This is a genomic window from Janthinobacterium sp. LPB2021202312-11-4 (genome assembly GCF_037049705.1).
Lineage (GTDB): Bacteria > Pseudomonadota > Gammaproteobacteria > Pseudomonadales > Pseudomonadaceae > Aquipseudomonas.
This window is the reverse complement of the sequence record NZ_JBAGKV010000009.1, coordinates 170,767-191,068: the sequence shown is the minus strand read 5'-3', so window position 1 is coordinate 191,068 and position 20,302 is coordinate 170,767. Positions and strand designations below refer to the sequence as shown.

General features: G+C 61.2%; 21 protein-coding genes. 11 read left to right on the top strand and 10 right to left on the bottom strand.

All coding sequences use genetic code 11. From position 1 onward, the window contains the following. Positions 1 to 274: 274 nt before the first annotated feature. From V5E99_RS12675 to V5E99_RS12665, 3 genes are all read left to right on the top strand, one after another. Complete coding sequence (locus V5E99_RS12675; protein WP_475271284.1) at positions 275 to 952, top strand: response regulator; 678 nt, start codon at positions 275 to 277, stop codon at positions 950 to 952. Beyond that, positions 949 to 2,295, top strand: coding sequence for an ATP-binding protein (locus V5E99_RS12670; protein WP_499802740.1), 1,347 nt, complete (start codon positions 949 to 951; stop codon positions 2,293 to 2,295). The genes V5E99_RS12675 and V5E99_RS12670 overlap by 4 nt, the downstream gene beginning before the upstream one ends. Before the next feature lie 438 nt (positions 2,296 to 2,733). Then, positions 2,734 to 3,078: a DUF6124 family protein gene (locus V5E99_RS12665; protein ID WP_499802739.1), complete on the top strand. Its 345-nt coding sequence runs from the start codon at positions 2,734 to 2,736 to the stop codon at positions 3,076 to 3,078. A gap of 82 nt (positions 3,079 to 3,160) precedes the next feature. On the opposite strand, the gene V5E99_RS12660 is transcribed toward V5E99_RS12665, so the two are convergent. Continuing rightward, positions 3,161 to 4,159, bottom strand: a complete 999-nt coding sequence (locus V5E99_RS12660; protein WP_499802738.1) for an AraC family transcriptional regulator — start codon at positions 4,157 to 4,159, stop codon at positions 3,161 to 3,163. Between the two features lie 339 nt (positions 4,160 to 4,498). Here V5E99_RS12660 and V5E99_RS12655 point away from each other — a divergent pair, with 339 nt between their 5' ends. Both V5E99_RS12655 and V5E99_RS12650 read left to right on the top strand, forming a co-directional pair. Continuing rightward, positions 4,499 to 5,833 (top strand): dicarboxylate/amino acid:cation symporter, encoded by a 1,335-nt coding sequence (locus tag V5E99_RS12655; RefSeq protein ID WP_499802737.1) that lies wholly within the window; start codon positions 4,499 to 4,501, stop codon positions 5,831 to 5,833. 144 nt (positions 5,834 to 5,977) lie between these two features. After that, positions 5,978 to 7,159: a CaiB/BaiF CoA transferase family protein gene (locus V5E99_RS12650; protein ID WP_499802736.1), complete on the top strand. Its 1,182-nt coding sequence runs from the start codon at positions 5,978 to 5,980 to the stop codon at positions 7,157 to 7,159. A 122-nt stretch (positions 7,160 to 7,281) separates the two neighbouring features. On the opposite strand, the gene V5E99_RS12645 is transcribed toward V5E99_RS12650, so the two are convergent. Together V5E99_RS12645 and V5E99_RS12640 are read right to left on the bottom strand one after the other, a co-directional pair. Beyond that, positions 7,282 to 7,776, bottom strand: a complete 495-nt coding sequence (locus tag V5E99_RS12645) for a SprT family zinc-dependent metalloprotease (RefSeq protein ID WP_499802735.1) — start codon at positions 7,774 to 7,776, stop codon at positions 7,282 to 7,284. 140 nt (positions 7,777 to 7,916) lie between these two features. Continuing rightward, positions 7,917 to 8,519 carry a Yip1 family protein gene (locus V5E99_RS12640; protein ID WP_499802734.1) on the bottom strand — a complete coding sequence of 201 codons (603 nt, stop codon included), beginning with the start codon at positions 8,517 to 8,519 and terminating at the stop codon, positions 7,917 to 7,919. Positions 8,520 to 8,883: 364 nt separating this feature from the next. Between V5E99_RS12640 and ttcA the strand changes: the two genes are divergently transcribed. Together ttcA and V5E99_RS12630 are read left to right on the top strand one after the other, a co-directional pair. After that, a complete protein-coding gene (gene ttcA, locus V5E99_RS12635; RefSeq protein ID WP_499802733.1) occupies positions 8,884 to 9,708 on the top strand; it encodes a tRNA 2-thiocytidine(32) synthetase TtcA in 825 nt (274 codons plus the stop codon). 132 nt (positions 9,709 to 9,840) lie between these two features. Further along, the gene (locus V5E99_RS12630; protein WP_499802732.1) at positions 9,841 to 10,515 is read left to right on the top strand and encodes a DNA-3-methyladenine glycosylase I; all 675 of its coding nucleotides are present in this window, start codon (positions 9,841 to 9,843) and stop codon (positions 10,513 to 10,515) included. A 101-nt stretch (positions 10,516 to 10,616) separates the two neighbouring features. On the opposite strand, the gene V5E99_RS12625 is transcribed toward V5E99_RS12630, so the two are convergent. From V5E99_RS12625 to arsC, 3 genes are read right to left on the bottom strand one after another with little or no spacing between them, the layout of a single operon-like run. Next, positions 10,617 to 11,042 (bottom strand): DUF2069 domain-containing protein, encoded by a 426-nt coding sequence (locus tag V5E99_RS12625; protein ID WP_499802731.1) that lies wholly within the window; start codon positions 11,040 to 11,042, stop codon positions 10,617 to 10,619. A 1-nt stretch (position 11,043) separates the two neighbouring features. After that, positions 11,044 to 11,640, bottom strand: a complete 597-nt coding sequence (wrbA, locus tag V5E99_RS12620; RefSeq protein ID WP_499802730.1) for an NAD(P)H:quinone oxidoreductase — start codon at positions 11,638 to 11,640, stop codon at positions 11,044 to 11,046. Beyond that, positions 11,637 to 11,990: an arsenate reductase (glutaredoxin) gene (arsC, locus tag V5E99_RS12615; protein WP_499802729.1), complete on the bottom strand. Its 354-nt coding sequence runs from the start codon at positions 11,988 to 11,990 to the stop codon at positions 11,637 to 11,639. Before arsC ends, wrbA begins: the two co-directional genes overlap by 4 nt. Before the next feature lie 114 nt (positions 11,991 to 12,104). Between arsC and V5E99_RS12610 the strand changes: the two genes are divergently transcribed. Then, the gene (locus tag V5E99_RS12610; protein WP_499802728.1) at positions 12,105 to 12,572 is read left to right on the top strand and encodes a TlpA disulfide reductase family protein; all 468 of its coding nucleotides are present in this window, start codon (positions 12,105 to 12,107) and stop codon (positions 12,570 to 12,572) included. Positions 12,573 to 12,711: 139 nt separating this feature from the next. On the opposite strand, the gene V5E99_RS12605 is transcribed toward V5E99_RS12610, so the two are convergent. Together V5E99_RS12605 and V5E99_RS12600 are read right to left on the bottom strand one after the other, a co-directional pair. Next, entirely contained in the window at positions 12,712 to 13,116 is a 405-nt protein-coding gene (locus tag V5E99_RS12605) for an META domain-containing protein (protein WP_499802727.1), read from the bottom strand. Then, the gene (locus tag V5E99_RS12600) at positions 13,116 to 13,550 is read right to left on the bottom strand and encodes a hypothetical protein (RefSeq protein WP_461975912.1); all 435 of its coding nucleotides are present in this window, start codon (positions 13,548 to 13,550) and stop codon (positions 13,116 to 13,118) included. The genes V5E99_RS12605 and V5E99_RS12600 overlap by 1 nt, the downstream gene beginning before the upstream one ends. Before the next feature lie 134 nt (positions 13,551 to 13,684). On the opposite strand from V5E99_RS12600, the gene V5E99_RS12595 reads away from it, so the two are divergent. Further along, entirely contained in the window at positions 13,685 to 14,092 is a 408-nt protein-coding gene (locus tag V5E99_RS12595) for a hypothetical protein (protein WP_499802726.1), read from the top strand. Between the two features lie 11 nt (positions 14,093 to 14,103). On the opposite strand, the gene V5E99_RS12590 is transcribed toward V5E99_RS12595, so the two are convergent. Together V5E99_RS12590 and V5E99_RS12585 are read right to left on the bottom strand one after the other, a co-directional pair. Then, positions 14,104 to 15,093, bottom strand: a complete 990-nt coding sequence (locus V5E99_RS12590) for a 2-hydroxyacid dehydrogenase (RefSeq protein ID WP_499802725.1) — start codon at positions 15,091 to 15,093, stop codon at positions 14,104 to 14,106. Positions 15,094 to 15,159: 66 nt separating this feature from the next. After that, positions 15,160 to 17,910, bottom strand: a complete 2,751-nt coding sequence (locus V5E99_RS12585) for a response regulator (protein ID WP_499802724.1) — start codon at positions 17,908 to 17,910, stop codon at positions 15,160 to 15,162. Positions 17,911 to 18,124: 214 nt separating this feature from the next. Here V5E99_RS12585 and V5E99_RS12580 point away from each other — a divergent pair, with 214 nt between their 5' ends. Next, a complete protein-coding gene (locus V5E99_RS12580; RefSeq protein ID WP_499802723.1) occupies positions 18,125 to 18,847 on the top strand; it encodes a response regulator transcription factor in 723 nt (240 codons plus the stop codon). Continuing rightward, on the top strand, positions 18,834 to 20,264 hold the full coding sequence (locus V5E99_RS12575) for a sensor histidine kinase (protein ID WP_499802722.1): 1,431 nt from the start codon (positions 18,834 to 18,836) through the stop codon (positions 20,262 to 20,264). The genes V5E99_RS12580 and V5E99_RS12575 overlap by 14 nt, the downstream gene beginning before the upstream one ends. The last annotated feature ends 38 nt before the right edge of the window (positions 20,265 to 20,302 follow it).

Sequence of the window (20,302 nt, the reverse complement as noted above, 5' to 3'; positions counted from 1 at the left end):
CAGTTCAGGGGCGGGTCGGTAATGTAGTCCCACGATCTAACGTGCCTGTGCATGAGGAAATGCCCCAATGACCGGTTCTGCAAAACCGTCATGCCAGTGCCAATCTCACTTACAACTGCATGTCGGTCTCGCACATTGGCTTAAACTGCATCAGCAATACCCCCATGGGTCGTTATGATCAGTTCTGAGCGGTGAATGGCTGCAAGTAACCGCTTGTCGCCATCGAGATTCGCCGTTGCACCGCTGGAGATGTTGTTTTGCCCGGGAGAGCGTTATGAAACTGCTGGTCGTCGAAGATGAAGCGCTGTTGCGCCATCACCTGCAAACCCGCCTGACGGATAGTGGCCACGTGGTCGAATCCGTGGCCAACGCCGAAGAGGCGCTGTACCAGACCGAGCAGTTCAACCATGACCTGGCGGTGATCGACCTCGGCCTGCCGGGCATGGGCGGGCTCGACCTGATTCGTCAGTTGCGCTCCCAGGGCAAGACGTTTCCGATCCTGATCCTCACCGCGCGCGGCAACTGGCAGGACAAGGTCGAAGGCCTGGCCGCCGGTGCCGACGACTACGTGGTCAAGCCGTTCCAGTTCGAAGAGCTGGACGCCCGGCTTAATGCCTTGTTGCGCCGCTCCAGCGGGTTTACCCAGTCGACCATCGTCGCCGGGCCGCTGATGCTCGACCTCAATCGCAAACAGGCGTCCCTCGACGAACAACCGCTGGCGCTGACTGCGTATGAGTACCGGATTCTCGAGTACCTGATGCGCCATCACCAACAAGTGGTGGCCAAGGACCGCTTGATGGAACAGCTCTACCCGGACGATGACGAGCGCGATCCGAATGTGATCGAAGTGCTGGTCGGCCGCCTGCGCCGCAAACTCGAAGGCCCGGCCGGGTTCAAGCCGATCGATACCGTGCGCGGCCTCGGCTACCTGTTCAATGAGCGCTGCACTTGATTCGTTCCCTTCGCGTTCGCCTGATGCTCGCCGCCACGCTGTTGGCGGTGTTGTTCATGCTGGCGTTGCTGCCGGCGATGCAGGGAGCGTTCAGTCTGGCGTTGCAGGATTCCATCGAGCAACGCCTGGCCTCGGACGTCACCACGTTGATCTCCGCTGCCAGGGTCGAAGGCAATCGCTTGCAGATGCCGGCGCAGTTGCCGGATGAGCGTTTCAACCTCACCGACAGCCGTTTGCTCGGCTACATCTATGACCGCGAAGGGCATCTGGTCTGGCGCTCGAAGGCCACCCAGGAAGAAGACATCAACTACAAGCCGCGCTACGACGGGCGCGGCAACGAGTTCGCACGGATTCGCGAGGCCAACGGGCAGGAATTCTTCGTCTACGACGTCGAGGTCAAGTTGCTCGGCGGCAAAAGCGCGGCGTTCAGCATCGTTGCGCTGCAACCGGTGCGCGAGTACGAAGTCACCGTTGAAGGCCTGCGGGAAAATCTCTACCTGGGCTTCGGCGCCGCGTTGCTCGTTCTGTTGGCGCTGTTATGGATTGGTTTGACCTGGGGCTTGCAGGCGTTGCGCCGTCTGAGCCAGGAGCTGGACCAAATCGAAAGCGGCACCCGCGAAAGCCTCAGCGAAGAACACCCCCGCGAACTGCTGCGCCTGACCGGTTCCCTCAACCGCTTGCTGCACAGTGAACGCGAGCAGCGCAGCCGTTATCGCGACTCCCTCGACGACTTGGCCCACAGCCTGAAAACCCCGTTGACCGTGTTACAAGGCGTCAGCGAGGACATGGCCCAGCGCCCGGAAAATCGCGATCAGGCCTGGGTGCTGCAATCGCAGATCGAGCGCATGAGCCAGCAGATCAGCTATCAACTGCAACGCGCCAGCCTGCGCAAAAGCGGTCTGGTGCGCCATCAGGTGCGCCTGCGCCCGGTGCTTCAAAGCTTGTGCGACACCCTGGACAAGGTCTACCGCGACAAGCGCGTGCGCGTCGCTTTCGACCTGCCGGACCCGTGTTATGTGCCGATCGAGCAGGGGGCGTTGCTGGAGATGCTGGGCAACCTGCTGGAAAACGCCTATCGCCTGTGCCTGAGCGAAGTGCGCATCAGCGTGCGCGAAACCCTCAGCGGGATTGAGTTGTGCGTGGAGGATGACGGGCCGGGCGTGCCGCCGGACCAGCGTGCGCGGATTCTGCAAAGGGGCGAGCGGCTGGATCGCCAGCACCCGGGGCAGGGGATCGGGTTGGCGGTGGTCAAGGACATCATTGAAAGCTATAGCGCCAAGTTGACCCTGGGGGATTCGGCCCTGGGTGGGGCGGCGTTCCGGATTCATTTTCCGGTGGTTTGAAGATCAAAAGATCGCAGCCTTCGGCAGCTCCTACAGAGGCGTTTGCACGATCCCTGTAGGAGCTGCCGAAGGCTGCGATCTTTTGCTTTTAAACGCCAATGTTTAAAAGACATCTGCAGAAACTCTCCGAGCCTACACTTCCTTGCGCCGCAACCTACGACTACGCCAGAATCCGCCGGCTTGTGCGCCTGTGGCTTGGGTTTTATCGTTTCCGGGTCGCTGAAAATCAGCGATCGGGTTTGGTAGCCCGGTTACCTGACGCATAACGCAACGTAATGCAGGGACTTTTTCGTCCTCTGTTTATGGTGGTCATGCGTAGGGCGTCTTCGGATGCGCCGGGGTTTGCGCCAGGTAACCGGTCTACCAACCTGCGTATGGCCGCCACCCTCGTTTGGTAGCGAGGGTGATGGCTCTTCATGTCTTACCTGGAGCTTCACCATGTACAAACCAACGCCTAACCCGCCCGAAACCGACACCCCCATCGATCGACAAAAACTCCAGGAGGCCGCCGACCGCGCCCTCAACGAGTACATCAACCTGTCCGCCCGATTGAACGCCACCACGCGAAAACCCAGCACCCTATTCTTCATCGCCCCGGACATTGCCACCGAAACCTTGCTGGCTCACGCCTGCGAATCCCTGGCCTCGGCCAGAGTCGTGGCCGATGACTTTGCCGGCTCGTTGAGCGGCGCTCAGCGCAGCACCCTGCTGGCGATTTCGCAGAACCTCCTGTTGGGTGAGTTGGCGGTGAATCGGGCGCTGGATAATCTCGATCCGCAGTAGTCGTCACGAAGATCAAAAGATCGCAGCCTTCGGCAGCTCCTACGCGCCTCTGGGCGCTGCCGAAGGTTGCGATCTTTTGCTTTTAATTCTCCTGTGCGCGATAGGCGCCGGGCGTCAACCCGGTCCACTTCTTGAACGCCCGATGAAACGCCGAAGGCTCGGAAAACCCCAATTGCTCGGCAATCTGTTGCAACGACAGATCCGCCCGCCCCAGGTGATAAATCGCGATGTCCCGGCGTAACTGATCCTTCAATTCCTGAAAACTTGTGCCTTCTTCGCGCAAATGCCGGCGCAACGTCTGGGGGCTGATGTGCAGGTGCGCGGCCACGGCTTCGAGGTCTGGCCAGCGGGCGCTGTCGCGGCTGAGCAAGCGGCGCAACTGGCTGCTCAAACTGTCGCCGTCGTCCGGGCGTGACAACAGGTCGGCCGGGGAGCGTTCGAGGAAATGTTTGAGCGTTCGCTCGTCCTGTAACAACGGCATGCTCAAGTAGCGACTGTGGAACAGCAAACTGCTCTGGGCCGTTGAAAACACCTGTGGGCACGGAAACATCAGGTCGTATTCCGCCCCGTGCTCGGGCCTCGGGTAGCTGAAGGTCGCTTGTTCCAGGCGAATGCGCTGGCCGATCAGCCAACTGCCGAGGCGATGCCAGACCACCAGTTGGCATTCGCTGAGGAAGTGGTCCGGGTCCCACAAGTGCGAATCGTCCAGGCTCAGCCGGACCATTTCGTCTTCGCGACTCAGGGTCAGGCGCGGAGCGTCGGGGAATAGGCTATAAAACAATAAGCCGCGTTGAAGCGCTTTTTCCAGATTGCGGCAGTGGATCAGGGCATGGCACATCATGGCGAACGTACCGGGTTTGCTCGGCGCCTGCCCGAAACCCAGGTATTCGTCATCCAGCGCCAGCCACAGGCCCTGGATCAGCCGGGTGAATTGCTCCGGCGCGAGGCGTGCGCGCGGCTCGTCGAGCAGCTCGGGGCTGATCCCCAGTTGCAGCAGCAAGCCGGAATAATCGTGGCCACGCTTGCGCGCACCACCGAGGGCGGCGCGGGCGAAATGACTGGCGATGGTGCGTTCGCGCATGGCAGGCAGGTCCGTCCATTGAGCGGCGGATGGTAGCCGCAGGACTTGGCGATGAACAAGGCGGATATCCGCCAAATTGTAGGACGAGGTCGGGTCGTTAGGCGGAAATCCGCCACATGGCTGTAACCGGCCAGTGACAAAGAAACCCCTGTAACCCTTGATGTCAAAAGGCTTGCGGGGAGTTCGGCGAAGGTGGCACGGGCTTTGCGATAGAACGGGCAGATGCCTGCCGTTGAGCAGCTCGACAAAACAAATCCCTCCAGTGCAGGAGGGTTCGCAATTGAAGTGTCATGGGCAACAGATGGATGTTGTTTCGCGGCACTCTTGAGGAACTTTGCAATGACGACTCGTCAGCCACTGTACAAATCCCTGTATTTCCAGGTGATCGTTGCCATCGCCATCGGCATCCTGGTCGGTCACTTCTACCCGCAGACCGGTGTGGCCCTCAAGCCACTGGGTGACGGGTTCATCAAACTGATCAAAATGATCATCGCCCCGATCATCTTCTGCACCGTAGTCAGCGGTATCGCGGGCATGCAGAGCATGAAATCGGTCGGCAAGACCGGCGGCTACGCGCTGCTGTACTTCGAAATCGTTTCGACCATCGCACTGCTGGTTGGTCTGGTGGTGGTCAACATCATCCAGCCGGGCAACGGCATGCACATCGACGTGACCACGCTGGATGCCTCCAAAGTCGCTCAATATGTTGCGGCCGGTGCTGATCAAAGCGTCGTCGGCTTCCTGCTGAACGTGATCCCGAACACCATCTTCGGTGCGTTCGCCACCGGCGATATCCTGCAAGTGCTGATGTTCTCGGTGATCTTCGGTTTCGCCCTGCATCGCCTGGGCGCCTATGGCAAGCCGATCCTGGACTTCATCGATCGCTTCGCCCACGTGATGTTCAACATCATCAACATGATCATGAAGCTCGCGCCACTCGGTGCCTTGGGCGCCATGGCGTTCACCATCGGTGCCTACGGTGTGGGTTCGCTGGTGCAATTGGGTCAGTTGATGGCCTGCTTCTACATCACTTGCCTGCTGTTCGTCCTGGTGGTGCTGGGCGGTATCGCTCGCGCTCACGGTTTCAGCGTGCTGAAAGTGATTCGCTACATCCGTGAAGAACTGCTGATCGTGCTGGGTACTTCTTCTTCGGAATCGGTACTGCCACGCATGCTGATCAAAATGGAGCGTCTGGGCGCGAAGAAATCCGTGGTGGGTCTGGTGATCCCGACCGGTTACTCGTTCAACCTCGACGGTACCGCGATCTACCTGACCATGGCGGCCGTGTTCATCGCTCAGGCGACCGACACCCACATGGACATCACGCACCAGATCACCCTGCTGGTGGTGTTGCTGCTGTCCTCCAAAGGCGCGGCTGGCGTGACCGGTTCGGGCTTCATCGTCCTGGCTGCAACCCTGTCCGCTGTTGGCCACTTGCCGGTTGCCGGCCTGGCGCTGATCCTCGGTATCGACCGCTTCATGTCCGAAGCCCGCGCCCTGACCAACCTGGTGGGCAACGCCGTTGCCACCCTGGTCGTGGCCAAGTGGGTCAAGGAACTGGACGTTGACGTGATGCACGCGGAACTCGCTTCTGGCGGCCGTGGTATCTCCGACGAGCGCGTTGAAGACGACCTGGGCGTGGCCGAAGGCCCTGCCCCAAGCAACGTCAAGTAAGACTCTGTGTAATGAAAAACCCGCTTCGGCGGGTTTTTTCATGCCCGGGATTTGAGCGCAACGGTCACTGCTGCTGACACATCGGGTGATTGCCGCCATGCGATTGGCTGCCTAGGCTGGAGGCATCGTTTACGGAGAACACCCATGCTTGGTCCACTGGCATCACTCAAGGTTCTGGATTTCTCGACACTGCTGCCGGGGCCGTTCGCCTCGTTGTTGCTGGCGGACATGGGCGCTGAGGTGCTGCGCATCGAATCGCCGACCCGCATGGACCTGCTGCGGGTGCTGCCGCCCCACGATCAAGGCGTGTCGGCCAGCCATGCGTATTTGAACCGCAACAAGCGCAGCCTCGCCCTGGACCTCAAGCAGCCCGAGGCGCTGGAGGTGATCAAGCAACTGCTGCAAGACCACGACATTGTGCTGGAGCAATTTCGCCCCGGTGTGATGGAGCGCCTGGGCTTGGGTTATGAAGCGTTGAAGGCGATCAACCCGAAGCTGATTTATGTGTCGATCACTGGTTACGGCCAGACGGGTCCTTACCGGGACCGCGCCGGTCACGACATCAACTACCTGGCGCTGGCGGGGCTGGCGAGCTACACCGGCCGCGCCGACAGCGGCCCGTTGCCGTTGGGGATTCAAGCGGCAGACATTGCCGGAGGCTCGTTGCACGGCGTCATCGGATTACTGGCGGCGGTGATCGCCCGGCAGCAAACGGGGCAGGGCCAGCATCTGGACGTGAGCATGACCGACTGTGCGTTCAGCCTGAACGCCATGGCCGGCGCCGGTTATCTGGCCTGCGGCGTGGAGCCGGGGCGCGAAGAGCAGATGCTCAATGGCGGCAGCTTCTATGACTATTACCGCTCCCGCGACGGCCGCTGGTTGTCGGTGGGCAGTCTGGAGCCGGCGTTTATGCAGCAATTGTGTGCGGCGCTGGGGCGTCCGGAACTGGCAGCCCAAGGGCTGTCACCCAAGCCCGAGCAGCAACAGGCGCTGAAGAATGAGTTGAAGATCGAATTCGAGAAGCATGACTTTGCTGAGCTGTGTGAGCTGTTCGCCGGGGTCGATGCTTGTGTGGAACCGGTGTTGAGTCTGGGCGAGGCGGTGCAGCATCCGCAATTGCAGGCGCGGGGGTTGGTGACTGAGGTGCCTCGGGGGGATGGGTCAACACAGCGGCAAATGGCCTGTCCGTTGAAATTTTCCGATGGGTTGCCGGAACCGAAGCATATCGGCGCGGCGGTGGGGCAGCACACGGATCAGGTGTTGGGGGCGTTGGGGTTTAGCGCACAGCGGATCGAGGAGTTGCGCCGTGCCAGGGTAGTTGTGTAGCGCTTTTCAGGCCGCCTTCGCGAGCAAGCCCGCTCCCACAGGGGATCGATGCCGCGCCGAAAATCCCTTGTGGGAGCGGGCTTGCTCGCGAAGAGGCCGGCCCAAGCGCCATAAAATCTGACCTATTCGACCCGCATCTCCCCACTAAACACCAGCGTGCTGCGACACCGCCGACACAAATACCGCCGACCCTGCCTTACCAAACCATGCCGCTGGGCCGAAAACGGGAAATCGCTGTCGGCGCACGGGCATTTGTAGATGTAGCGGGTCACGCTGCGGCGTTTGACGTCGTAGGTGTGGCAGCGGTTGGGCGGCAGTTCATAGACGCCGCGCATGATCAGTTGCCACTCCTCGCCATGGGGCTGGATGCGGTCGCCGAACAGTTGATGGGCGATCAGGTGCGCGACTTCGTGGGCCACGGTCTGCTTGAGGAAGTCTTCGGTGTTTTCCCGGTACAGCTGCGGATTGAAGCGCAGCAGGTTCTCGTGCAGATGCGCGACCCCGGCTTTTTGCCCGCGCAGCTTGAGGCTCACCACGGGGCGTTTGAAAGTTCGTTTGAAAAAGGATTCGGCTTGTTGGAAACAGTCTTCGACGCGGGTATTGAGTGGCTCGGGCATGCTTGATGGGTCTCCAGAGGCGTCGAGTATGCCGCAACCCCGGTGCCTTGCGAATCGGCGAGGCGCCGAATGGTCGTCGCCCCACATTAGAAGGCCGCCTTGCGGCGGCCTGTATTGGCAGATCTTGTTCTGTGAAAAGACTAGTTCGTATAGACCGGCCCCACGCCGAGTCCCCAGACAATAACGGTAAACGCCATGATGGCGACTAACACCACCAGACCGACCGCCAGCACCGAGCTTGAAAACAGGAATCCCTCGTCCGATGGAATGTTCATGAAGGTCGGCAACCCCACATACAGCAGGTACACCGTGTAGCAGATGGCGGCCGTGCCGACGATCATCCCCAGCCACATGTGCGGATACAGCGCCGCCAGGCCACCGACGAACAACGGCGTCGCGGTGTAAGTGGCAAACGCGACGCAACGGGCCAGGCTCGGGTTGGCGTCGTAGGTGCGGGCCATCCAGTGGATGAACGCACCCATCACCGCCACACCGCCGAGCATCGCCAGGTACGACATGACGGTCATCCAGATCGCGCTTTCCTGCGTCAGCATCACTGGCGCGCGGCTACCGATGACCCAGCCGACCTGGGTGGTGCCGATAAACGCCGACACGGCGGGGATCGCCGCCAGAATCAGCGTGTGGGTGAGGTACATGTGGCTGATGCTTTCCTCCTGATCGCCACGGATTTCTTTCCATTCCTGATCGGGGTGGGTGAAGAGCCCCACTACGTGATGGATCATGCCAGTCACTCCTCTTGTTTTTACCATCGCCCCCCAGCGGAGCGCCTACGGGCCAATGCGGCCGAGTAAGTAAAGGTCTGAATATGTGTGCGACCTTATGTCGCAGTATAGAAAGGTCTTGGGAGCGCAGGTTGCGGGGCGTTAGAGCAAATCGCGCTGTAAACCCGAGGGCTAATCGCGGTTACGACTTGTAGGAGCTGCCGCAGGCTGCGATCTTTTGATCTTGATCTTTTTTGGACGCTGGAATGGCTGAAGATCAAAAGATCGCAGCCTTCGGCAGCTCCTACCGGGGGGGCGATCTTTTGATCTATCGGCGATTTGCGTAAAATGCCGGCCTTTCGTCACACCTCACGGATCTCGCGTCATGGGCACTCTCACGGTCAACCAGAACAAACTGCAAAAGCGCCTTCGCCGCCAGGCCGGTGAGGCAGTTGCCGATTTCAACATGATTGAAGACGGCGACAAGGTCATGGTCTGCCTGTCCGGTGGCAAGGACAGTTACACGATGCTCGACGTGCTGATGCACTTTCAAAAGGTCGCCCCGATCAGGTTCGACATCGTGGCCGTGAACATGGACCAGAAGCAGCCCGGGTTTCCCGAGCACGTGCTGCCGGCGTACCTCAAAGAACTGGGGGTCGAGTACCACATCGTCGAGAAAGACACTTACTCGGTGGTCAAGGAGCTTGTCCCTGAAGGCAAGACGACTTGCTCGCTGTGTTCGCGCTTGCGTCGCGGCACGCTGTACACCTTCGCCGACGAAATTGGCGCAACGAAGATGGCCCTCGGTCACCATCGCGACGACATCGTCGAGACGTTTTTCCTCAACATGTTCTTCAACGGTTCGCTCAAGGCCATGCCGCCGAAGCTGCGCGCTGATGACGGCCGCAACGTGGTAATCCGTCCGCTGGCCTACTGCAACGAAAAAGACATCCAGGCCTACTCGGATTTCAAGCAATTCCCGATCATCCCGTGCAACCTCTGCGGCTCCCAGGAAAACCTGCAACGCCAGGTGGTCAAGGAGATGCTGCAAGACTGGGAGCGCAAAACCCCGGGCCGCGTCGACAGTATTTTCCGCAGCCTGCAAAATGTGCAGCCGTCGCAACTGGCGGACCGCAACCTGTTCGACTTCAGTAACCTGCGCATCGATGAAACCGCCGCCTCGCGGTTCGTCAACGTGGTCAACCTCTAAACAAAACTGTTGCAGGCGCAAAGCTTGCTCGCGATGGGGTCGTGTCAGCCACCCTCTGTGTTGACTGACCCAACACCTTCGCAAGCAAGCTTTGCTCCTACAGGTTTTATATTTCAATCCTCAGGAGAGGGCATGCGCGATTACAAGTGGCTACACGAGTACTGTCTGAACCGCTTCGGTTCGGCGGCTGAACTGGAAGCCCATCTGCCGGTTCCCAAGACCCCGGCGCAATTGCGCAAGATCAGCGACGACCGCTACCTCTCGACCATGGCCCTGCGGGTGTTTCGTGCCGGGCTCAAGCACAGCCTGGTGGACGCCAAGTGGCCGGCGTTCGAAGAAGTGTTCTTCAATTTCGACCCGGAAAAAGTCGTGCTCATGAGCGCCGAACACCTGGAGCGCCTGATGCAGGACGCGCGGATCATCCGCCACTTGGGCAAGCTCAAAAGCGTGCCGCGCAATGCGCAATTCATTCTGGACGTGGCCCATGAGAAGGGCAGTTTCGGCGCGTTGATCGCCGAGTGGCCGGTGACCGATATCGTCGGCTTGTGGACGTACCTGAAAAAGCACGGTCATCAATTGGGCGGGCTGTCGGCGCCGCGCTTCCTGCGCATGGTTGGCAAGGACACGTTTGTGCCGAGCTACGACGTGGTCGCGGGGTTGAATGCGCAGAAGATCGTCGACAAGGTGCCGACCAGCCAGCGGGATCTGGCGTTGGTGCAGGATGTGTTTAATCAGTGGCATGAACAGAGTGGCGGGCGGGCGATGAGCCAGATATCGATGATGCTGGCCTACACCGTCAATCATTAAGACCGAGTCGCGCCCTTCGCGAGCAAGCCCGCTCCCACAGGGGGATTTGTGAACGACACAAATCCCCCTGTGGGAGCGGGCTTGCTCGCGAAGGCGTCAGCTCAGGCGACCGAGATCTCGCCTTCACCGGCCAACTTACGATTCAACTGAAACCGCCACCGCACATACAGCAGCGCCGAACAGAACACCGCCAGGCTCGCGCCCATCTCCAGCAACCCGAACAGTTGCCGGTTCGGGTCATACGCCGCCAATGCGCCCTTGATGAAATACAGGTTCACCACAAAACACATCCACGAATGCCCGCGCGGGCTGCCGACAATCATGCCTGGCGCCAGCAACAGCAGCGGCACCAGTTCGATCAGCAAAATCACCCATGGCCGCGCGCCATGCAGGTCAGCGACCAGCAGGTAGTAGCCGCACAGCAATCCCACCAGCGCGAAAAAGCACACCAGGCTGATCGCCCGCATGGCCTTGACTCGCGGTTCGAGCCATTCGATGGAGGGCAGAATCTTTGGCTTCTTGGCCATGTCAGCCCTCCAGTTTCTGGGCAGTTTTCGCCAGACGCAGACCCAGGGCCCGGCACAGCGCGACTTCGTGCTCATTCAAACCGAGTTTGCCATCGGCCCCGGCGTGATGACTGGCGCCATAAGGCGTGCCGCCGCCCCGGGTTTCCAGCAAGGCTGATTCGCTGTAAGGCAGACCGGTGATCAGCATGCCGTGGTGCAGCAATGGCAGCATCATCGACAGCAGGGTGGTTTCCTGGCCGCCGTGCAGGCTCGCGGTGGAGGTGAACACCCCGGCCGGTTTGCCGACGAGGGCGCCGGTCAGCCACAGGTTGCTGGTGCCGTCGAGAAAATACTTGAGCGGCGCCGCCATGTTGCCGAAGCGCGTCGGGCTGCCGAGGGCCAGGCCGGCGCAGTTCTTCAGGTCGTCAAGGCTGGCGTAGAGCGCGCCTTCGTCCGGGATATCCGGCGACACTGCTTCGCACTCGGTGGAAATCGCCGGCACCGTGCGCAGGCGCGCTTCCATGCCCGATTGCTCGACGCCACGGGCAATCTGCCGGGCCATTTCATTGGTCGAGCCGCTGCGGCTGTAATACAGAACCAGAATGTACGGCGCGCTCACGGCAACAACTCCAGGATCTGCTCTGGCGGACGGCCGATGACGGCTTTGTCGCCGACTTCGAGAATCGGTCGCTCCATGAGTTTCGGATGTGCCGCGATGGCCTCGATCAATTGCGCTTCGCTCAGCGTGGTGTCAGCCAGGTTGAGGGTTTTGTATTCGTCCTCGCCGGTGCGCAGTAATTGCCGGGCGCTGAGGCCGAGTTTGCCGAGCAGGCTCTGGATTTGCGCGGCGTCCAGCGGGGTTTCGAGGTAGCGGACCACGGTCGGGGTCAGGCCACGGGCTTCGAGCAGTTCGAGCGCACCGCGGGATTTCGAGCAGCGCGGGTTGTGATAAAGCGTCAGATCGGTCATGTGCGGGTCGCATCTTGCGTAAGGTGGCGGCTATTCTAACTGTGCAGCGCGTAATCCAGAACCTTGGGAGGCGATGGGTCGCAGGCGCATTCAATTTTGAACAAGGATCACAACATGACAAGGCGATTGGCAGCGGCATTGGCGATCATTGGGGCGCTGATGCTGGGGGGCTGCGGCAACGACTACGGCATCGACCAGGATGGCCACAAAGTCTCGGCCGTGCGTCTGGATAAACAATGGTTCGTGCTCAATTACTGGGCCGAATGGTGCGGGCCGTGCCGGACCGAGATTCCGCAGCTGAATGCCTTGGCCGAAGCGCTCAAGGCCAAGAAGATCGGCGTGTTCGGGGTCAACTTCGATAACGTGCAGGGTGAAGAGCTCAAAGGTGCCAGCGAGAAACTGGGCATCAAGTTCACCGTGCTGGCCCAGGACCCGGCGGAGCTGTTTGATCTGCCGCGCAGTGAAGCGTTGCCGGTGACGTACATCATCGATAACAAGGGCAAGGTGCGGGAACAGTTGATGGGCGAGCAGACAGCGGCGGGAGTGATGGCGAAGCTGGAAGAGTTGAAGGCGCAGAATTGAGTCGCTGTTGAGAGAAAAGATCGCAGCCTGCGGCAGCTCCTACAGAGCAAATGCATTCCCACGTAGGAGCTGCCGCAGGCTGCGATCTTTTGATGTTGATCGTTCCACGCTCCGCGTGGGAGCGATCTGCGAGAGGGGATCAACCCTCTTCAAGCCACCAACGCAGCGGCTTGCCTTCGGCTGGCCAGAAGCGCATCTGGTCGATCGGCGAGATGTCCCAGCGCTGCACGTTTTCCAGGGCCTGCAGGAAACGCTTTTCCTGCTCCATCAACGCCGGGGCACAGAGTTTGCGGGTGCTGCCGACTTTGCCGAAGCTCAGTTTGTCGCCTTCCAGGGTGTACGGCGCGAACCAATGGTTGCAGCCGCCGTTGCCGTAGGCGCGACCGTCGTCACCCAAGGTGATGGTCAAGTGGCTGTAGTCCATCAATGGACGTTCGCCAATCCATTCCAGAATGTAGCTGCGGTTCTGTTGCAGTTGAACCGGTTCGGCAGCGCAGCCCATCAGGCTGGCGCCCACCAGCGCGGCCAGGGCAAGGCGTTTCATCACGCAGGCTCCTGGCATTTCGGGCACAGGTGTTTCTCGCCAACGGTGGTCCAGCCCAGTTCGGCAATGCGCGCCGTGGCGGCAGGCTTTTCAGCCTTGTTGCCGAGCTTGGCGTCGACCGCGAACTCGAAGCTCAGTTCTTTGGCGCAGCTGTCGCAGTTGACCTTCCAGGTGTGGATCGCCAGCTCACCGAATACCGGGCCACTGGCCACCGCGACCCATTGGCCGGGCGGGTTGATCAGGTGGCGAACGGTTTCGACGGTCAGGCGCATGGACAAGTCCTTGGCACCTTTGAGGGTGACCACCAGCACGTCATTGTTGCGAATCGAGCCGCCATTGCCGGTGACTTGATAACGCCCCGGCACGAGGGCGCGGCATTCGGTCAGGGTGTGCTGCGGGTTCATCAGGGTATAGCGGAAATCGTGTTCGACCATGGGTCCTCCAAATATGCGCGGTATGCTAGCACGGGCATCAACGCAGCATGGCGCGGGCATGTGACCTTCGATCAGGTTCAAATCAACGGTTCACTCATGGCACACTGCCGCTTTTGCAGCTCTGAGGATTGGAAATGGCCCTGACCGAATGTGTTGAATGCAAAAAGAGCATCAGCTCGGCGGCGCCTGCCTGCATTCATTGCGGCGCGCCAATGGTACAGGGGCAGCCGGTCACCTCGACGGGCCAGACCTCAACGATCTCCTTCGGGCACCTGCCCAGGGATGAACGGGTACCCGAGCCGGCCGCGAAGGTCGAGCCAAACACCGAGATATCCCCGGCCGCCCACCGACGCCGCAGCGCGCCGCAAAATCCGCCGGCCGCCGATGTCTGGCCACGTCCGGTGGAAGTCTGGCTGAAGATCATGGTGTTTTTATTGCCGATGGTATTTGTCTGGTTCCTGCTGCGTCGCGGGCACTCGCTGACGCAGCGCTTGATCGGGTTCGGCTGGCTGGGGCTGATGATCCTTCTGTCAAAGCTCTAGCCCTGACCGGATCAGCCTTCGACCTGATTCTGCGGCGTGCTGGCCGCCCATTCGGCGATATTGTGCAACGTGGTCGCGGCAATCGCGCCCAGGGCTTCGCGGGTCAGGAAGGCCTGGTGCGCGGTGATGATCACGTTCGGGAAGGTCAGCAGGCGCGCCAGCACATCGTCTTGCAGCGGCAGGTCCGAGCGATCTTCGAAAAACAGCTGCGCCTCTTCTTCATAGACATCCAGCCCCAGATAGCCCAGTTGCCCGTCCTTCAAGGCATCGATCAGCGCCGGGGTGTCCACCAGCCCGCCGCGCCCGGTGTTGATCAACATCGCCCCCGGTTGCATGTGGGCCAATGATTCGCGGTTGATCAGGTATTGGGTCTGCTCATTGAGCGGGCAGTGCAGGCTGATGATCTGCGATTCGGCCAGCAACTGCGGCAAACTCAGGTAACGCGCGCCGAGGGCTTCGACCTGTGGATTCGGGTACGGGTCGTAGGCGAGTAACGTGCAGCCGAAACCGTTCATGATTTTCGCGAAGGTCGCGCCGATCTGCCCGGTGCCGACCACGCCAACCGTCTTGCCCACCAGGTCGAAACCGGTCAACCCGTGGAGGCTGAAATCCCCTTCGCGGGTGCGGTTGTAGGCGCGGTGCAAATGGCGGTTGAGCGCCAGGATCAAGGCGACGGCGTGTTCGGCCACCGCATGGGGCGAGTAGGCCGGCACCCGCACGATGGCCAGGTCCAGGCGTTTCGCCGCCGGCAAGTCGACATGGTTGTAACCGGCGGAACGCAAGGCAATCAGCCGTGTGCCACCGGCGGCCAACTGTTCCAGCACCGGAGCACTGAGGTCGTCGTTGATGAAGGCGCAAACCACTTCGTGATGCTCGGCCAGCGCCACGGTGTCGAGGCTCAGGCGCGCCGCTTGAAACTGCAACTCGATGCCGGCGGGCAAGTCCGCCGCGAGAAAACTCTCACGGTCGTAGGTCTGGCTGCTGAACAGAATCGTGCGCATCGTGTCCTCCTGGAAATGTTCCTGCACCACCTTAACCCTGACGGCACCGGACGTTATTGCCCTGGGTCAGGCGCTGATTCGTGCCTGCATCGCCAGGCGATTGATCGAGCGTTCCAGTTCTTCGAGTGCCGCCACGGCTTTCGGGTCCTGCTGCTTGAGCAGCGTCTCACTGCGCTGGCAAGCGGCGCGCAATTGCGGGACGCCGCAGTAACGCGTGGCGCCGTGCAGGCGATGGACCCGTTCGATCAGGGCATTCTGGTCGTTGGCTTCCCGGGCAACGCGAATCGCCTCGCGATCGGCTTCCAGCGACGCGAGCAGCATCGCCAGCATGTCGGCGGCCAGATCGGCTTTGCCGGCGGCCAGGCGCAAGCCTTCTTCGTGGTCGAGCACCAGCAAATCGCTGGCGCCATGGCTGTCGCTGGAACGTTCCGGGCCGTGATTACGCAGGGCCAGGCCGGTCCACTTCAGCACTACCTGAGCCAGTTGCCGTTCGCTGATGGGTTTGGTCAGGTAATCGTCCATGCCGCTTTGCAGCAGTGCGCGTTTTTCGTTGGCCATGGCGTGGGCGGTGAGGGCGACGATCGGCAGCGGTGTGCAATGCCGTTCGCTTTCCCACTGACGAATCGCTTCGGTGCTCTGGCGTCCGTCCATGCCGGGCATCTGCACGTCCATGAGCACCAAATCGAAGGTTTCGTTCTGCACCGCTTTGACCGCCGCGTAACCGCTTTCCACGGCGAGGACCTTGGCGCCCATGTCTTCAAGCAGTGTCTGTACCAGCAGCAGGTTGGCCGGATTGTCGTCGACGCAAAGCACCTTCGGCGCGCGGCTGGACACCGGTTCGCCGGGTTCGCTGCGCTGTGGGCGCGGGTTGACCAGATCGGACAAGGCCCGGCGCAGCTTGCGGGTGCAGGCCGGTTTGGACTGGAGCTGACTGTGGGGGTTGGGCACCGAGAGGTGGAACAGCGTCTGCTCGGTGGTCGGGCACAGCACCAGGACTTTGCAGCCCAGGTGTTCGAGGTCCCAGATGTGCTGGTTGAGGCGTTCCGGCGGCATGTCGTTGCTGGTGATGCCAAGCACCGCCAGATCGATGGCCTGCTCGGTCTGGTGGGCGCCGGTCACGCCATTGGTCAGGCTTTCCAGGGTATTGAACGGCGTGACTTCCAGGCCGCAGTCTTCCAGTTGATGTTGCAACGCCTGACGGGCCAGTTCGTGGTTTTCCAGCACTGCGACACGGCGCCCGAGCAACGGCGGGCCGGGCAGGTCTTCGGCGTCGTCGCGGGTTTTCGGCAGGCTCAGGCTGATCCAGAATTCCGAACCTTCGCCCGGCGTGCTGTCCACGCCAATCTCGCCGCCCATCTGTTCGATCAGGCGCTTGGAAATCACCAGCCCCAGACCGGTGCCGCCGGGTTGGCGCGACAGCGAGTTATCCGCTTGGCTGAACGCCTGGAACAAGGCGCGCACGTCCTGGTTCGACAGGCCGATGCCGGTGTCCTGGATGCTGATGCGCAGTTGCACGCTGTCTTCGTGTTCTTCTTCAAGCATGGCCCGGGCGACGATGGTGCCTTCGCGGGTGAACTTGATCGCATTGCTGACCAGGTTGGTCAGGATCTGCTTGAGCCGCAGCGGATCACCCACCAGCGACAGCGGCGTGTCGCGATAGACCAGGCTCACCAGTTCCAATTGTTTGGCGTGGGCGGCGGGGGCGAGGATGGTCAGGGTGTCTTGCAGCAAGTCGCGCAGGTTGAAGGGAATGTTGTCGAGCACCAGTTTGCCGGCCTCGATTTTCGAGAAGTCGAGAATCTCGTTGATGATCCCCAGCAGGCTGTCGGCGGATTTCTCGATGGTGCCGAGGTAGTCGAGCTGGCGCGGGGTCAACTCGCTTTTTTGCAGCAGGTGGGTGAAGCCGAGAATGCCGTTGAGCGGCGTGCGGATTTCGTGGCTCATGTTGGCCAGGAACTCGGATTTGATCCGGCTCGCCTCCAGGGCTTCCTTGCGCGCCAGGTCCAGCTCGATGTTCTGGATCTCGATGGTTTCGAGGTTCTGGCGCACGTCTTCGGTGGCTTGATCGACGCTGTGTTGCAATTCTTCCTGGGCGTTTTGCAGGGTGCCGGCCATGCGGTTGATGCCCGACGCCAGCTCATCCAGCTCCTGGCTGCCGAGGGGCGGCAGGCGGGTTTCCAGGTGACCGTCCTTGAGTTGTGCCACCGCCAGTTTGATCTGGCTGATCGGCCGGTTGATGGTGCGGCCCATGCGCAAGGCCAGCAATGCCGCGCCGGCCAGACCGGCGCCGATCAGCAGCAGGCTGGCAAACAGGCTGCGGTAACCGCGCAGCAGCATGCCGTTGTGGGACAGTTCGAGTTCGACCCAGCCGAGCAGGCGGTCGGCTTCGTCGGGAATCACGTCGCCGGCCAGGTTGCGATGCTTGCCGAATACTGGCAGCAAGTAGCGGGTCGCGTCGTTGCCGCTGCGCCGCAGCATCTGCGAGCTGTTGCCGATCGGTGCGGCATTGAGCATGGTCGGGCCGGCGTGGGCCAGGGGAGTGCGGTCGGGGGCGAGGAAAGTCACGGCGCGCACGTCGGTCTGTTCCAGCGACTGGGTGGCGATGCGCTCCAGCAGCTCGGTGTCTTTGTGGCCCATGGCCGGGGCCACCAAAGGCGCCAGTTGCTCGGCGATCATCTCGCCGCGCTGCATGAGCTGGGCTTGCAGGTCCGATTGCTGCATCCAGGTGAAATAGCCGCCGAGCACCAACGCCATCAGGCTGGTGGGCAACAAGGTCAGCAACAGCACGCGGCCTTTAATTCCCAGTTTCTTGAGCACGCATTTCTCCTGCATCCCGCTATTTATAGACCCGCGCGTGCATCCGGCACGCACCACTTGCGCAGTGTAGCGATTTGCTTGCGGGCATTGTTCGTAAAATTGATGTCGTCATTCGTCGGCTGGATCGCCGGTTTTGCCTGCCGGGCAAACCTTGGGTTGCCCCTGAGGAGGCAATCTTGAATAATCGCCAACTGAGAATTATTTGCAGATAGTCATGACTCCCAACACTGCTGGCACTCCTCGTATCCTGTCTATAGAAGACGACCTCGTGCTCGGTGCGTATGTTCACGAGCACCTGGGCCGTTGCGGTTTTCAGGTGACCTGGTGCCAGAACGGCCAGGAAGGCCTGGCCATCGCCCGGGGGCAACCGTTCGACCTGGTGCTGATGGACATTCTGCTGCCGGGGCTGGACGGGCTGAACGTGTTGACCCAATTACGCCAGAGCCACGCCACCCCGGTGGTGCTGATGTCGGCCCTGGGCGCCGAGGCCGATCGCATCAGCGGTTTTCGCCTGGGCGCCGACGATTACCTGCCCAAACCCTTCAGCATGGCCGAGTTGCGGGTGCGCATCGAAGCGATCCTGCGCCGGGTAGCGTTCGATCGCCGGCCCGTGTCGGCACCGATCGTTGCTCAAATCCACAGCCTGTTGTTCGACGATGACCAGTGCGAAGTCTTCTACCGCGAGCAAGCCGCCGGCCTGACCCGCAGCGAGTTCCGCCTGCTGGAAACCCTCAACCGCAACAACGACGAAGTGCTGAGCAAGGCCTTCCTTTACCAGCAGGTATTGCAGCGGGGCTACGCGGCGCATGACCGCAGCCTCGACATGCACATCAGCCAGATCCGCCGCAAGCTCAAGGCTATCGGCTACACCGAGCGCGAAGTGCGTACAGTCTGGGGCAAGGGTTATGTGTTGAGTGTCGCTGATGAAATGGTCTGACCTGCCTGGGCGGCACTCGCTGTTCTGGAAACTGGCGTGCCTGTTGGTGGCGTTCTGTTTGCTGATGATCTGGCTGAGCTGGTCTTGGGGCCGTTACATGGAGCAGAAAAACCTGTTCCTGTCCGACGAGGCCCGGGGCACCCTCACGCGTTATGCCGCCGAGGCGGAACAGGCCTGGAATGAGGGCAAGAATGAAGGCGTCGATGCCTGGTTGCACAGTGTTGGCCAGCATGAGCGGACCTGGATCGGTGTGATTGGCCGCGATTTGCAGTCTTTGAGCAGCTATCCGCTGGTGGAAAAGGAAGTCCAGCGCCTGACCTTCCTGCGTGGCCTCGATTGGCCGACCAGTCGCCATACCCAGGGTTTGCCGTGGCTGCGAGTACCGTTTCCCAATGATTCGGCCGCCGGCAGCCTGGTGATCGAACTGCCGAAACGTTTCATGCCCGGGCAGTACCGGGTGTTCTGGCGGGTGATCACCAACGGCGTGATTCCCGGGCTGTTCACCTTGCTGTTGTGCGTCGGTTTGTACCGTTTGCTGGTGGTGCCGTTGAACCAGTTGCGCGAACAAGCCAACGCCTGGCGCGCCGATCAGTTGGGCGTGCGTCTGTCGAGTCACACCACCAACCGCACGGATGAACTGGGCGAACTGGGCCGGGCCTTCGACCACATGGCCGAGCGCCTGCAAAGCACTGTGGCCCTGCAACAACAACTGCTACGCGACCTGTCCCACGAATTGCGCACACCGCTCAGTCGCCTGCGGGTGGCCAGCGAAAGCGAGCAGGGGCTGGTGCACTTGCGTGAGCGCATTGGTCGCGAGGTCGATGGCATGCAGCGGCTGGTGGAAGACACCCTGCAGCTGGCCTGGCTCGACACCGAGCGCACGCGGCTGCCCGACGAATCGATCCAGGTCCAGGCGCTGTGGGACATGCTCACGGAAAACGCCTGCTATGAAAGTGGCTGGCCGGCGAGTCAATTGCACTGTGCGGTGGATTCGTCGTGCTGGGTGCGCGGTCATCTGAACACCCTGGCCCAGGCGCTGGAAAATATTCTGCGCAATGCGATTCGTCATTCTCCCGGCGGCGGCGTTGTCAGCCTTGGTGGCCGGCGTGAGGGCGAGTTCTGGCATTTGTGGCTGGACGATCAGGGCGGCGGGGTGGCTGAGGCGGATCTGGAACGGATCTTCTCGCCGTTCATTCGACTGGATGGCTCGCGGCCGGGCAATGGTGGCTTCGGGTTGGGATTGAGCATTGCCAGAAACGCGGTGCAGCGCCAGGGCGGGGTGCTTTGGGCTGAGAACACTGGGGCCGGGCTGCGGCTGAATATGCGGTTGGTGGCGGATATTGATGGCGAGAGTGATGACGCCTTCGCGAGCAAGCCCGCTCCCACAATAGGTCTCTGTCGCCCACAAATAGTGTAATCCCTTGTGGGAGCGGGCTTGCTCGCGAAGAGGCCCTC